Raw genomic sequence first — 14,211 nt, forward strand, 5'->3', positions numbered from 1 at the left:
GCCATTTCGACGTTATACTGAGGATGATTAAGGCGCTAATATGTGTCGCGTACGTTGTTCATAATACGCTCACCCACTTGCTCAGATATTTCTGGTTATTCAGGACGAATAGTAGTCACCATGCAAAGCAAGTATAAAATACGCCTACTACGTGCCAATCTTTTAGCGGCAGCCGTTGCTTTGGCGCTATGGACGCCCGCTACGCCGCCCGCTGCAGCACTCGTGCTGTGGCTTTCAGTCGGCTGGCTATTAATTACCGCTCTAATGCTCGACTTCAGTCACCGACGCTCGCGGGGGTTGCCATGGCAGCTTGTGCCGGGTGTGCTGCTGGTCGCGTTAATTGCGGCGGCTCCTGAACGGCACAGCATTTTGATTTGGGCCTGGGCCGCCATGCTGATGCTGCCACAAAATAATTGGGTGGCGGCATTTCATCTCAGCGCCGCACTGGTTAGCTCGGTCATGGTGGCACCCCAGTTGGAAAAGCCTGAATTTATCCTACTGCTCTGCTGCCTATTGGTGCTTGGCTTGCTGGCCCTCTCAAGAGCACAGCAGCTGATTGATATGAATGGCTCTATTCGCCAACGTTTACGATTGATTCCAGGGCTCAATTTATGGGCCGGTGAACAATTACTGCGCGACATTGCCCGCGAACAAACACGCTGTGAGCGTGAAGGCATTCATGCAGAAGTATTTATACTGCACGTTAAACGTCACCAACTTTGGCCAACTGCACAAAAACTGTGTGAATTAACGCATGATTTTGAAAACGTATACCGTTTAAGCAGTACGACGCTGGTCACCCTGCTTCTCGCACGTTCACCGAAAGAAGCCGCTCAACGACGCAGCTTGCTGCTCGCCGATCTACCCGACAATATCACGAGTGAATACCTTGAATTAATTGATATCGAACCGGCAACCCTATCGGTATGTGAGATGAGTAAGTTACCGACTGAGCGGGTACGAGAGACGATATGACCGAGCACCATATTCCCAAGCGGTTGATGACGCTCGCCTACGCCGCCAGCATTGCGCTAATGGCGGGTTATGCGCTTTGGCTATATGCCATGGGTGACTACCGCGACCTGCTGATCCCTACCTTCATGACCCTGCTGCTCATGTCAGCGCTACTCATGCATATCGGGCAAGGGCTGAAAAGCTATCTACCGCGCATCATATTACTTTGTTGCACTTACTCGGTGGTGCTTAGCGCTTTTTACTACCATCCTGGGGCATCGCCTATTTGGCTTGGCCTGCCCATTACCGCCACTTTTTTACTATTACCGCTGTGGGCTGCGTTACTGGTCAACATCGCTATCGGCCCCTTATGGTGGCTGCTTCCCACCGTCTCCGCTGCGCCACCCGCGATTATTGTCGGCTATGCCGCCTTAACGCTGCTCCTTGCGCTACCTCGATGGGAACACGCCCGTCGCCGTGCACTGCTTCGGGCGACTGACCCAAACGATAGCGACTGCAACGCCTATCACATTGATACGCTAAAAGAGCGCTTAAATAGCGAATTTCAGCGTGCGGCCATGCTCAATCAACAGCTAGTAGTGTTAGTTGTGCACTTGCCGCAGCTGGATATGGCCGCAGAGCAATTTGGCCATCGCGCACAGACGGCTCTATTGGGCGCGCTATGTAGTGAAGTGAATAGCCGCTGCCGTGACCATGATGTCCTGGGCCGCGCCGATAATGCTACGTTTTGGCTGGTTCTACCAGACACCAGTGAAAGCGGTGCACTATTGGTTCGCGAGCGCTTACAGCGAGCTCTTTCTGAGCGCGTGCTGGTGGAAACTGGCCAGCTTGAAGCGCGTATTGCGGCCTGCTTACCCAGTCGAGCAGAAAGCTTCGAACGTTATATAAAGCGTCTGAAAGCACGCGGCGCCTCACTCTCCAACGTTTAATTTATTGTAAGCCTCCCCTCATTTATCGCCGGAGAAGTATGTGCCGCTAGCCGATATGCTCCTTTCATTAACGCCATCGCCCCTACTACTACTTTGCCTAGTGCTGGTCATTGCATTAGTGGAATCGCTTGCGCTGGTGGGCTTGCTAGCACCTGGCGTGGTGTTAATTACCTCAACGGCTTCTATGGCAGGACATCAGGATATTGCCTTGGCATGGCTGATCGGTGCGGCCTTTATAGGGGCTGTTATAGGTGACGGCATCAGCTTTTTGCTCGGCTATAGGCATCGCGAGCAAGTTACCCAGCGTTGGCCGCTGTCTCAGCATCCCGAGTGGTTGGGAAGAGGGTCACGCTTCTTTGAGCGCTACGGTATATGGTCGGTTTTTATCGGCCGCTTTGTAGGCCCTGTAAGACCCATTATTCCCCTGGTGGCAGGCATGATGCAGATGCCGCCACGCACTTTTATTTGGGCCAACCTAACCTCGGCAGCGCTGTGGGCACCTGCTTATATTCTGCCCGGCTACCTACTTGGCCGCACTTGGCAGCACCATTTGAATCTCCCCCCAGGCATTGAAGCCGCGTTATTGGTACTGGCCGTTATTATTGTCGCTCTCGCGGTTATTTTTTCATGGGGCCGCCATCAAGCCACGCGGAATGGTCGACTTTACCGGATGATCGCCGGTACTGCTCGCCGGCTGCCACTGCTACGGCGCCCCTGGTTAGCAATGAGCCAATCAGGAGATGTCCCATTAGCCTCCCTGCTGCTCTTGGTCATAGCACTTGGTAGCCTATCGGGCTGGACGCTAATGGTTATCGGCGAAAACGGCCCACTGGATATGGATATTTTTATTCATCGACTGTTTACAGGGCTGCACGGTGATATTGCTTACAGCGCAGGGAATATTTTTGCGAAAATTGGCGACACCTTTGGCATTATCGCGTTCGCCCTGCCGTGGGCGGCGTGGTTACTGTTAGGCAAACGCTGGGATGCCATACGGCACTGGGGCGGCGCCTTTGCAGGGGTCGCATTGCTTAACATTATTGGCAAAGGGTTGTTTGGGCGTGCCCGCCCTGACACACCGGACTACCTGATGGGCTCTTTTTCCTACCCAAGCGCGCATACATCCACCGCAGTGGTGCTATTTGGTCTGACAGCAGCGTTTATTGCAGCCGAAATGCCTCGCCATAAGCGCTTTTGGGCCTATTGGTGTGCACTTGCGCTTGCACTGCCTATGGCATTATCGAGACTGGTGGTGGGTGTGCACTGGTTTAGCGATCTAGTGGGAGGCGCACTGTTAGGCTTAGTTGTCTGCGCACTGACCCTGCTGCATTGGCAGCAGCAGCCTCGGCCAAGCCTGCGGCCATGCCCCTGGCCTCTACTCAGCGTGGCATCGCTAGTACTTCTCAGCGCCCGCGTCGGTTTTTTGCCCCCGGTTTAAAGCACTAACACCGTTTTGATCAGCCAAGAGCAAGCCAGAGCCCAACCCCTATCATCAACGTGCCAGCGATACGGTTAAGTAAGCGCACATTGCCACTCTTACCGAGCACATTACGTAGCGTTTTACCCCCAGTGGCGTAGACCAGCATACTAGCGAACTCGATGGTTAAAATAACTGCAATCAGCAGACTGAGCTGGCCTGGCAATGGGCGGTTACTGTCTAAAAAAGGTGGCAGCAGTACCATAAAAAACGCCCACCCCTTGGGGTTTGCTACTGCGGTCACAAAGCCCTGCGTCGCTAGCTGTAGCCGACTGGCTGGTGGGCCAGCATCCAACTCGCTAGGTATTGCCATTCGCCCGCGGGAACGCCACATCATAATGCCCAAGTAGCCTAAATAAGCGCCGCCCACCCATTTGAACAGCACAAACAGCTCTGGCTGGCGTAGCATTAACGCCGCCACCCCTGCACCCGCCGCTGCCGCGACCAAGCCGACGCCGAGTAGCTCGCCAATCATCATCCACAGCGTACGCTTAACGCCTTGGGTCATACCCAGCACCATAGCAAGTGTCATGCACATGCCTGGGGTTAGCGAGACAAACAAAAACGTTGGTACAAAAACCGAGAGCGTCGCCCACGACATCATAGATTAGTTATCCTTAATTGATGAGGAGTTAGCAGTGCTTTCGACCTCACCCCAGCGAGGCACCAGCGAATGCTCGATTCCCAACTGGTTTAGGATACGCGCCACAATAAAATCGATTAGATCCTCAATACCTTGTGGGCGATGGTAAAACCCTGGCGCCGCTGGCAAGATGACCACGCCCAGGCGGCTTAATGCCAGCATGTGCTCAAGATGAATGGGGGAAAACGGACTTTCACGAGGCACTAACACCAGCGTACGGCGCTCCTTAATCGCAACATCGGCCGCCCGCTCAATCAGATTATTGCTTGCTCCGGTGGCTACCGCTGAAAGCGTTCCCGTTGAGCACGGGCACACCACCATTGCCGATGGCGCACCGGAGCCTGAAGCCACTGGTGCCATCCAGTCTTCGCGCCCAAAGCAGCGAATTTGCCCCGGCTGGGCACCGCTACGCTCACTTAACGCCTGAGCTAACCGCTGAGGCTGCGCTGGCAGTTCGATATCCGTTTCGGTGGCAATCACCATGTGTGCAGCTTTGGAAATCATCACCCACACTTCATGGCCCGCTGCGACCAGCACATCAATCAGTCGTAGTCCGTACTGTGCCCCAGAGGCACCGGTAAGTGCGACGGTAATTGGCTTTTTGAATAGCGGTTCAGTTTGATTGGTCACACATGCCCCTCGTTGGCGGCGGCTTTTTGGGCAGTCGTCAAAGCGGCCAGCAAGCGCTCATGCACACCCTCAAAACCGCCATTAGACATTACTACTATACGGTCCAATGGTGACGCTTGCATGACTACCGCCGCCACCAATTTATCGATGTCGTTATGCAGCTGCGCACGCGCCCCCTGAGTGGCTACCAGCTCCTCCATTGACCAATCCAGCCCAACGGGCTGAAACCAAAACACATTATCAGCGTCAGCCACGCTCTCAACCAAACGTTCGCGCAGTGCGCCCAAGCGCATTGTATTGGAGCGCGGCTCAATTACTGCCAGCAACCGCCCCTTGGTGGTCGCCGCGCGCAACCCTTTAAGCGTGGCGGCAATTGCCGTGGGGTGGTGGGCAAAATCATCAATGACCTGAATACCATTGATTTCACCGCGCACTTCCTGCCGCCTTCTGGGGGTTTCAAAACGCGCCAGCGCCGCACAACCACGGACTAAATCAATCCCACACAAGCTGGCTGCCGCTAATGCTGCCAATGCATTGCGGGCGTTATGCTCACCGGTAAGCGCCCATTCAACGACACCATCTTCGTCTTGGCCCTTGTTATTTTGAGAATGGCTATCCTGGCTGGGCTCGCCACCACAATGAAGCACCTGGAAACGGCTGGCATCGTCACGCTCAAGGGTAAGCTGCCATTCACTCGTGGCTTGGTCACCAAAATGAGCGACCGGAGTCCAAGCGCCCTGGGCAAGCACACGCTCAAGAGCGGGCTGCTCATCAGCCACTAAAAGTTGGCCTTGGCTGGGCACGGTACGCACTAAATGATGGAACTGGCGCTCAATCGCGGCCAGATCAGGGAATATATCCGCGTGATCAAACTCAAGGTTATTGAGTATCGCAATATGCGGGCGGTAATGAACGAACTTGGAACGCTTATCGAAGAACGCCGTATCGTACTCGTCAGCTTCCACTACAAACGGTGCTCGCGAATCGCCTAAACGCGCCGATACACCAAAATTACGCGGTACGCCGCCGATCAAAAAACCTGGCGTTAATCCGCCGCTTTCCAATAACCACGCCAATATGCTCGCAGTGGTCGTCTTTCCATGGGTACCCGCCACGGCGATAACACGTCGCCCAGGCAATACGTGCTCTGCCAACCACTGCGCGCCGGAGGTGTACGGCACTCCACTGTTGAGCAGAGCTTCCACCTCTTCATTGCCGCGTGACAGTGCGTTGCCTACCACCACAAGATCCGGCTTTGGCGATAGATGGTCAGCGCGATAGCCCTCCATTAAAGTGATACCCGCATCAATCAATTGGGTACTCATGGGCGGGTATACATGCTGGTCCGAGCCACTTACCTGATGACCCAACTCACGCGCCAGCAGCGCCAGGCTTCCCATAAAAGTGCCGCAGATACCAATAATATGCAGATGCATGGCATTCGCCCCGTTATTCGCCAATAAACTATTCGCAAAGACGTTTAATAAAAAAGCCAAAATATGGCGTAAAAATAGTCAAATAGCCTAGCATGCTGATTCAACTTGCTCATCTACTCATCGCTATAAACTGCGATTAACGGGGTCAAAACACCCTTCAAGTGACAAATCCTTTCAGTTGTTGCAGGATGCGGCCACTGTTTATCAATGTTAACTATCACTCTCTTTCCACTCGGCACGCTGATATGGGCCTAACCATCAGCGAAAGGAGCCTTTAGATGCGCATTTTAATCCGCTATTTTTTTCGTGGCGTTCGCTTAGTGCTTGCCCCGTTTATGCTGATTTCTGAAAAGCTCTCTACGCCTAAGTCAGTTGAACGCTCGCCTGAAGAGCAAGCCACTATTGATCAGACATGCCAGCGGCTAGCCCTGTATCAATTTCGCACCTGCCCGTTTTGCATCAAGGTACGCAAGGAGATAGCGCGGCTGGGGTTGAACATTGAACTGCGCGATGTCCAGCTTGACCCTGACCATAAGCAGGCGCTCTTGGAAGGCGGGGGGAAAGTTAAAGTGCCCTGCCTCAAAATTATCCATGACGATGGCCGGGAAGAGTGGATGTACGAATCTGACACGATCAATGCTTGGTTACATAAGCAGTTTGACTAACTAACTGCGTTACACCGTCATGTATTACCCGAAACGGGCAGATGCCGGTTTCGGGTATCAAAACTCGATTTTTTGCGCCTCCACATCAAACGCCACATCAATCTCAATGGTCTCTTCCTGGCTCGGAGGCTCATCCAGCTGTATTTGTAGCGCCAGCACGCCCTGTATCGTGCCAGCCACGTGAACTCGTTGACTGGCCCGCTCATAGTGCGTCAGCGTTACTTCTACATCGCCCCCTTCAGAGGTATAGAGCGGCGGTGAGGTCGAGTCCCCCAGCGGGTGTAACACCACGGCGCTGATCAGCTCCCCTTCGTTTATCGTCAGGCTAATAGACAGCGCTTCTTGAGTCTCCCAGGCCTCATCATCAGCAAATCCCGTAATATCGATAGTGATATGGTCATCACCTGACTCAATAAATGATGCGTTTGAATCATTGCCATGGCTCAAAATAAACCATTCGCGTAATTCACCATCTAACAAGCCTTTGATCTGAGACGTCATTTCCGAGCTGTTAGGCAAAGCATGCTCAGCGCCCTGCTCTGCATTGGTTCCAGGCGTTGGTTCAACGGCGACAGCTAAGGTAGGAAGGTACCAAGCCATGGCTGCCACGACGATTTTTTTCCACATACGGCTTCTCCGCCTATTCGGGCTTATCTTTTTTCTTACTACTTTCGTCTAATTACAAACATGCAATGTGCCGCTACTAGCCACGTCATGTAGCAGATGAATGATGCCTGTCATTATTTCGATTGTATGACGCAACAGGCAGTCTCTATGTTGTTAGCCTATGTTATTAAGATAGCTTTAAAGCTGACCGTGTCTGTTTTACGGGTATTTCCGCTCTTTAGCGAGGGAAAGCATCTGTAAAACGAACAATAAACAATGACCCAAGGGAACAATTATGACGTTCAAGAAAACCCTACTGGCTTCTGTTATTGGTGCAGTGGTTGCAGGTACGACATTGCTGCCGATGACGGCAAGTGCTGAAACCCTTCGTATTGGTTACTCTGCCGACCCTGAAACGCTCGATTTACATGAACAACTCTCTGGTGGCGTGCTGCGTTTCTCTCACCTCGCGTTCGATCCGCTCGTACGCTGGACCAAAGACTTCCAGTTTGAGCCGCGCTTAGCCACCGAGTGGGAACAAGTAGACGAAACCACTATGCGCATGACGCTGCGCGAAGGCGTTACCTTCCACTCTGGTAACGAATTCACCGCTAAAGATGTGGTATGGACTATTGAACGCCTGAAAGAAAGCCCTGACTACCGCGCTATTTTTGAACCCGTTGCCAGTGCCGAAGCGGTTGACGACTACACCGTTGAGATCGTTACCACTGAACCTTACCCGCTGTTGCTCAACCTTGCTACGTACATCTTCCCGATGGATAGCGAGTTCTATACGGGTGAAACCGACGACGGTAGCGACAAAGCTGAAATCGTCAAAGCGGGCAACTCCTTCGCTTCACGCAACGTTTCAGGCACCGGCCCGTTCATCGTGACCAACCGTCGCCAAGGCGTTCGGGTTGATTTCGAACGTTTCGAAGATTACTGGGACACTGAAAGCGAAGGCAACGTATCCAACATCGTCATGACGCCTATCGCTGAAAACGCCTCTCGCGTTGCGGCACTGCTTTCTGGCGGCGTTGACTTTATTGATGCCGTTCCGCCCAACGATTTAGACCGTGTCCGCGAAGCAGATGGCGTCAATCTGATTGAGATCGACGGTACCCGCATCATTGGCTTCCAAATGAACGAAGAGCGCGTAGAAGCCTTCCAAGACGCCCGCGTTCGCCAAGCGGTTGATCTGGCTATTAATCAGGAAGGCATTGCCGACCGTTTAATGCGCGGCTTTGCTAACCCGGCTGGGCAGTTCTCGCCAGAGGGTTACTCAGGCCACAACCCTGATTTAACGCCACGCTACGATATCGAACGTGCCAAAGAGCTAATGGCGGAAGCGGGGTATGAAGAGGGCTTCAGCGTTGAAATGATCGCCCCCAACAACCGCTACGTGAACGATGCCCAGATCGCCCAAGCAGTGGCCAACATGCTGGCGCAAATCAACATTAAAGTTGATCTACGCACCATGCCGCTTGCCCAGTACTGGCCTGAGTACGATACCCGTGAATCCGATATGGCAATGATCGGCTGGCACGCCGATACGGAAGACAGCGCTAACTTCTTCCAGTACCTCTCGTTCTGTATCGATGAAGAAACCGGCGCGGGTCAGTACAATTACGGCAGCTACTGCAACGAAGAGATTGATGCACTGGTAACCGAAGCGGATAGCGAAACGGATCTGGAGAAACGCAACGAAATGCTGCGTGAAGCCGAAGCCATGCTTTACGAAGACGTCGGTTTCATCATGCTGCACTGGCAGAACCTTGCCTACGCCGCGGCGGATGGTGTTGAGGTCGAGCCGGTGGTGAACGCTATCGACTTCCCTTACCTGGGTGACTTGGTCGTTAAAAGCAGCGACGACTAATCATGTCCATCGCGCATTAATTGCACAGTGCCAAAAGAGTCACTGCAATATTAACTGCCAGTATGCTTCGCTCCCTAAGCGTTTAGGGAGCGAAGCCTTTTGTTTGGCGGCACGAACCTGCAAGCACTTTGAATAACCATGCCCCTACTTTCTTTGATGAACCCTTCACATAGGTGGCGTACGCCATGATTGCCTTTTTAATCAAGCGGCTGATGCACGCGATTTTGGTGATGTTTGTCATCAGCGTGCTGGCCTTCGCCATTCAGGACAACCTGGGCGACCCCGTACAGCAGATGGTCGGCCAGTCAGTGCCGGAAAGCGAACGCGAAGAAATTCGTGAGCGTTTAGGCCTGAATGACCCCTTCCTGGTGCAATACGCGCGCTTTGCTAAAAATGCCGTTCAAGGTGATTTTGGCTACTCGTATTTTTACCGCGAACCGGCGCTAGAAGTCATCGCCCGTCACTTACCCGCCACCCTGGAGTTGGTATTTGCGGCAACGTTGATAATTGTGCTTTTTTCAGTACCTATCGGGGTCTACAGCGCGATCAAACCGCGCTCGCCGATTTCGCGACTATTCATGGGTGTATCGATCATCGGTATTTCAATCCCCGTGTTTCTTACCGCGATCGTGCTTATTCAAATTTTCGCGATTGGCGTTACCGTGACACTATTCCCAGAAAGTACCGGCTGGGGCGCTTGGTTAAACGCCTTTTTCTCCACCGAAGGTAATATGCCGTCCTTTGGTCGTGGCTATGATCTGGTGAATGTGGTGGGTAACTGGGATACCAATTTAGCCACCTGGAACGGCTTACAGCATCTAGTATTACCGGCCGTCTCATTGGCCTCTATCATGCTGCCGCTATTTATTCGCCTTATCCGCGCCGAAATGATGGAAGTCCTGCAGTCGGAGTACGTTAAGTACGCCCGCGCCAAGGGTATCTCTATGCGCCGTGTGTATTTTGTTCACGCGCTTAAAAACACCATGCTACCGGTGATTACCGTGGGCGGTGTACAGATCGGCACCATGGTGGCTTACACCATTCTGACCGAGACCGTTTTCCAATGGCCGGGTATGGGTCTGATGTTTTTGGATGCGATCAACCGCGCTGATATTCCGCTAATTGTGACCTACCTGATGATTGTCGGCGTTATTTTTGTCGTCACCAATACGATTGTGGATCTGATCTATGGTCTGGTGAACCCCACCGTTAAACTGACTGGGAAGCCCGCATGAGCACCACAAGTAATTCTTCACAAGCGAGCGCTTCACCCGGCCGCTGGGAGCGCATGCGCGACTCCTATATGTGGTACAGCTTCAAGCGTGACCGCACCGCACAGCTCTGCCTGGCCGTGTTTATTTGTATGGTTATCGCCGCCTTTGCTTCACCGCTGTTGGCGCCGACAGACCCTTACGACCTCGCTCAGATCGATATTATGGCCTCAGAGCTGCCTCCCTTCTGGATTGAGGGGGCCGATGAGCGCTACTCCTTAGGCACTGATGCCCAGGGCCGCGATTTATGGTCGATTGTGCTGTATGGCACACGCGTCTCGCTACTGATCGGCTTTGGCGCGGTCATTTTGCAAGCGCTGCTAGGGGTCACTTTCGGCCTGATGGCGGGCTATCTTGGCGGGCGTGTCGATACTATATTGATGCGGCTAGCGGATATTCAGCTCTCTTTCTCGACGCTAATGGTCGCTATCGTGGTAGGCGCTTTGGTCAAAGCGACCATGGGCAGCGCCTTCTATAGCCAATACGCAGTAATGATGCTGATCCTGATTATCGGCCTGGCCGAATGGCCGCAGTATGCCCGCACCGTGCGCGCTTCGGTACTGGCCGAGAAGAATAAAGAGTACGTAGACGCCGCCCGCGTGATGGGGCTGCGCAGCAAGCGGATAATGTTCCGCCACGTATTGCCCAATACGATGTCTCCAATCTTCGTTATCTCGACCGTACAGATTGCCAACGCGATTATTTCTGAAGCGGCGCTGTCGTTTCTGGGCCTGGGTATGCCGGAAACGCATCCATCTCTGGGCTCATTGATTAAATCAGGCTTTGACTACATCCAGTCAGGCTCCTGGTGGATTACGTTAATTCCAGGTGCGGTACTGGTGGTGCTGGTACTGTCGATCAATCTACTCGGTGATTGGCTGCGTGATGTCATGAACCCACGACTCTACAAAGGCTGAGGACACCATGGCACTACTTGAAGTCAATAATCTTGATGTCCGCTTTGCGCTGCGCCAGGGTGAAGTCCACGCCTTGCGGGACATTAGTTTCAGCCTTGAGCGCGGTGAGCGTTTGGGCATTGTCGGTGAATCTGGCGCAGGTAAATCCGTCGCGGCTTTTTCGCTACTCAATTTAATCGCTAAGCCAGGCTTTATTGCGGGCGGTACTGTCAACTTTGACGGCCAAGTGCTCAACCGCATGTCCGAGCGCGGCCTGCGCAAAGTGCGCGGTAATCGCATCTCGATGATTTTCCAGGATCCGATGATGACGCTCAACCCGGTGCTCTCCATTGGCGAGCAAATGGTTGAGTGTTTGAAAGCGCACCGGCGTATTTCCTCCAAAGAAGCCCGCGCGATTGCCTTGGATAAGCTGCAACAGGTGCAAATTCCCTCACCGGAAACGCGTTTGGATCAGTATCCTCACGAGCTATCCGGCGGTATGCGCCAGCGGATTATTATCGCCATTGCGCTGCTGCTCGACCCGGACATTATCATTGCCGACGAGCCGACCACGGCGCTTGACGTGACGATTCAAGCCGAAATCATGGCGCTGCTGCTTGAACTCTGCGAGCAACACAATGTGGGGCTTATTCTGATCACCCACGACTTGGGCGTGGTCAGCCAGGTCACTCAGCGCATGCTGGTCATGTACGCTGGCCGAGTGATTGAGCAAGGGCCGACACGGGAAATTATTAATGACCCGCAACACCCCTATACCCAAGGGCTAATCAACGCCTTGCCGCAGATGGCAACGCCGGGCGAAAAGCTCAATCAGATTCGTGGCAGTATGCCGTCGCTTTCTAACCTGCCCAGCGGCTGCGCGTTTCATCCACGCTGCGATTTTATCAATCGCGCCGATGGCCAGCCCCGCCCCGCCTGCACCCAGCAAGTGCCCGAATTTGTTGAGTCCGGCAATTGCCGCGTGGCGTGCCACATGGTGGCTGAAATGCTTGAAGACCGCCGTATGAAGGAGGAAACCTCATGAGTGCGCACGCTGAGGCCATGACGGAAAACCCTATGCCTACTCCTCGTCAGAACGAAGAGAGTGCTGATTCGCTGCTGCAGATCCGCGATTTGAAAAAGCGCTTCTCTCTCTCGGGTGATTTCCTTGATCAACTGCGCTTCAAGGGCGGCAAGCTGGTACGGCATCAAGAGTATGTCCATGCTATTAACGGCGTGAATCTGGATATCAAACGCGGTGAAGCACTGTGTGTGGTGGGTGAATCTGGCTGCGGCAAGTCCACCGTGGCACGTACGGTGATGGGGCTTTTAACACCCTCTGAAGGCGAGATTCGCTACGACGGCCAACGTATCGATAATTTAAGCTCGCGTCAGTTGCTGCCGTATCGCAAGCGTATGCAGATGATTTTCCAGAACCCTTATGCGTCGCTTAACCCGCGCATGACCATTCAGCAAACCTTGGAAGAGCCGCTGCGCCTGCACCACCCTGACTGGAAGCGGCCAAAAATCCTCGAAAAGGTTGAAGAAGTGATGCACTCAGTGGGTATCGATCCCGACTGGGGCAAGCGTTTTGGTCACGAGTTCTCGGGGGGTCAACGTCAGCGTATCGCGATTGCCCGCGCTCTGGCCGTGGATCCGGAATTCATCGTCGCCGATGAGCCTATTTCTGCCCTCGACGTCTCGATTCAAGCCCAGGTGCTCAACTTGCTGATGGAAGCCCAGCAAGAGCGTAACCTGACTTATCTCTTCATCACCCACGATTTAGCCGTGGTCGAGCACTTTGGCACCCGTGTGGCGGTGATGTACTTGGGTACAGTGTGTGAAATTGCCACGACGGCCACGCTGTTTGAAAAGCCGCGCCATCCTTACACCCAGGCGCTGCTCTCAGCGATCCCGCGCTTAAAGGATGACCGCCCCCAGCATATTCGCCTATCCGGTGAAGTGCCGACCCCGGTTAATTTACCCAGCGGCTGCGTGTTTCATGGCCGCTGCCCGCATGCCAATTCACGCTGTAAGCAAGAGATTCCCCTTTTGCAAACACAGGATGACGGAACCCGTGTCGCATGCCACGCTGTTGAAGAGGGGCGCCTATGAGTAGGCCCCCCTTTATAATACAGCGAGCCAAGTCGCTGAGAGGTAGAGCATGGAAATTCGCTGGCTAGAAGATTTTATCGCCCTGGCCAGAACGCGGCACTTCTCTCGCGCAGCAGATGATCAACACGTTACCCAGCCCACCTTCTCCCGGCGGATTAAATTGCTTGAGGAGGAGATGGGCGTAACGCTGATTAACCGTCAAACGTTACCCCTCTCGCTCACGCCCGCTGGTGAGGAGTTTTTAACCCTGTGTGAACAGGTGACCGAGCGAGTGCGGCTTACGCGAGACCGAGTGCGTGAAATCAATGCTGGCCAGCAGCGGCGTATTATGGTGGCGGCGCCGCAGAGCCTGTTGCCGCATTTTTTGCCTGAATGGCTTGCCTCTACAGGCTGGCAAGACCGCGTACAGCCCTATTTGCGGGCGACTGGCTGGGTCGCTAACGACTATTTTCAAGCGTTAGCGCGGGCCGAGTGCGACCTTGCCATCTGCTACTGGCCGATTGGGCGTTGCGACCTGGATATTGATACCAGTGCCTGCACCTACCGGGTCATCGGTCATGAAAGATTAATACCGGTGACTGGGTTAAATGCAGAGAGAGAACCCTGTGCGTTGCTACCAGGGTCGCGCCATCAACCAGCACCTTGGCTTGCCTACCCAAAGCGTGTTCTGGTCAAGTGAGAGCGGACACATT

General features: G+C 53.7%; 13 protein-coding genes and 1 pseudogene. 10 read left to right on the forward strand and 4 right to left on the reverse strand.

Annotation, left to right across the window (positions count from 1 at the left end; genetic code table 11):
• The first annotated feature begins 120 nt into the window (after nt 1–120).
• Genes ACWI0H_RS12725 through ACWI0H_RS12735 form a run of 3 tightly spaced genes read left to right on the forward strand, consistent with a single transcriptional unit; the run spans nt 121 to nt 3,342 of the window.
• The gene (locus tag ACWI0H_RS12725) at nt 121–975 is read left to right on the forward strand and encodes a hypothetical protein (protein WP_339884881.1); all 855 of its coding nucleotides are present in this window, start codon (nt 121–123) and stop codon (nt 973–975) included.
• On the forward strand, nt 972–1,904 hold the full coding sequence (locus ACWI0H_RS12730) for a diguanylate cyclase domain-containing protein (protein WP_485873603.1): 933 nt from the start codon (nt 972–974) through the stop codon (nt 1,902–1,904). The genes ACWI0H_RS12725 and ACWI0H_RS12730 overlap by 4 nt, the downstream gene beginning before the upstream one ends.
• Nucleotides 1,905–1,944: 40 nt before the next feature.
• Nucleotides 1,945–3,342 (forward strand): bifunctional DedA family/phosphatase PAP2 family protein, encoded by a 1,398-nt coding sequence (locus ACWI0H_RS12735; RefSeq protein WP_485873604.1) that lies wholly within the window; start codon nt 1,945–1,947, stop codon nt 3,340–3,342.
• A gap of 19 nt (nt 3,343–3,361) precedes the next feature.
• On the opposite strand, the gene ACWI0H_RS12740 is transcribed toward ACWI0H_RS12735, so the two are convergent.
• Genes ACWI0H_RS12740 through mpl form a run of 3 tightly spaced genes read right to left on the reverse strand, consistent with a single transcriptional unit; the run spans nt 3,362 to nt 6,090 of the window.
• Nucleotides 3,362–3,985 (reverse strand): LysE family translocator, encoded by a 624-nt coding sequence (locus ACWI0H_RS12740; protein ID WP_179915895.1) that lies wholly within the window; start codon nt 3,983–3,985, stop codon nt 3,362–3,364.
• Nucleotides 3,986–3,988: 3 nt separating this feature from the next.
• Nucleotides 3,989–4,654: a flavin prenyltransferase UbiX gene (locus tag ACWI0H_RS12745; RefSeq protein ID WP_485873605.1), complete on the reverse strand. Its 666-nt coding sequence runs from the start codon at nt 4,652–4,654 to the stop codon at nt 3,989–3,991.
• Nucleotides 4,651–6,090 carry a UDP-N-acetylmuramate:L-alanyl-gamma-D-glutamyl-meso-diaminopimelate ligase gene (gene mpl / locus ACWI0H_RS12750; RefSeq protein WP_485873606.1) on the reverse strand — a complete coding sequence of 480 codons (1,440 nt, stop codon included), beginning with the start codon at nt 6,088–6,090 and terminating at the stop codon, nt 4,651–4,653. Before mpl ends, ACWI0H_RS12745 begins: the two co-directional genes overlap by 4 nt.
• Before the next feature lie 278 nt (nt 6,091–6,368).
• Between mpl and ACWI0H_RS12755 the strand changes: the two genes are divergently transcribed.
• Entirely contained in the window at nt 6,369–6,755 is a 387-nt protein-coding gene (locus ACWI0H_RS12755) for a glutaredoxin family protein (RefSeq protein ID WP_008956417.1), read from the forward strand.
• A gap of 57 nt (nt 6,756–6,812) precedes the next feature.
• Here the strand turns inward: ACWI0H_RS12755 and ACWI0H_RS12760 are convergent, their stop codons facing one another.
• Nucleotides 6,813–7,382 carry a hypothetical protein gene (locus ACWI0H_RS12760; protein WP_485873607.1) on the reverse strand — a complete coding sequence of 190 codons (570 nt, stop codon included), beginning with the start codon at nt 7,380–7,382 and terminating at the stop codon, nt 6,813–6,815.
• Nucleotides 7,383–7,656: 274 nt separating this feature from the next.
• Between ACWI0H_RS12760 and ACWI0H_RS12765 the strand changes: the two genes are divergently transcribed.
• The 6 genes and pseudogenes from ACWI0H_RS12765 to ACWI0H_RS12790 form a co-directional block, all read left to right on the forward strand.
• Nucleotides 7,657–9,237, forward strand: coding sequence for an ABC transporter substrate-binding protein (locus ACWI0H_RS12765; protein ID WP_485873608.1), 1,581 nt, complete (start codon nt 7,657–7,659; stop codon nt 9,235–9,237).
• 185 nt (nt 9,238–9,422) lie between these two features.
• On the forward strand, nt 9,423–10,472 hold the full coding sequence (locus ACWI0H_RS12770; protein WP_335596250.1) for an ABC transporter permease: 1,050 nt from the start codon (nt 9,423–9,425) through the stop codon (nt 10,470–10,472).
• Nucleotides 10,469–11,425, forward strand: coding sequence for an ABC transporter permease (locus ACWI0H_RS12775; protein ID WP_485873609.1), 957 nt, complete (start codon nt 10,469–10,471; stop codon nt 11,423–11,425). Before ACWI0H_RS12770 ends, ACWI0H_RS12775 begins: the two co-directional genes overlap by 4 nt.
• Nucleotides 11,426–11,432: 7 nt before the next feature.
• Nucleotides 11,433–12,449 (forward strand): ABC transporter ATP-binding protein, encoded by a 1,017-nt coding sequence (locus ACWI0H_RS12780; protein ID WP_336274521.1) that lies wholly within the window; start codon nt 11,433–11,435, stop codon nt 12,447–12,449.
• On the forward strand, nt 12,446–13,519 hold the full coding sequence (locus tag ACWI0H_RS12785) for an ABC transporter ATP-binding protein (protein ID WP_374730571.1): 1,074 nt from the start codon (nt 12,446–12,448) through the stop codon (nt 13,517–13,519). The genes ACWI0H_RS12780 and ACWI0H_RS12785 overlap by 4 nt, the downstream gene beginning before the upstream one ends.
• A gap of 49 nt (nt 13,520–13,568) precedes the next feature.
• Nucleotides 13,569–14,192, forward strand: a pseudogene (locus ACWI0H_RS12790) (LysR family transcriptional regulator); the annotation flags it as partial.
• Nucleotides 14,193–14,211 lie beyond the last annotated feature (19 nt).

It is taken from the genome of Halomonas sp. NYA30, from assembly GCF_976980765.1.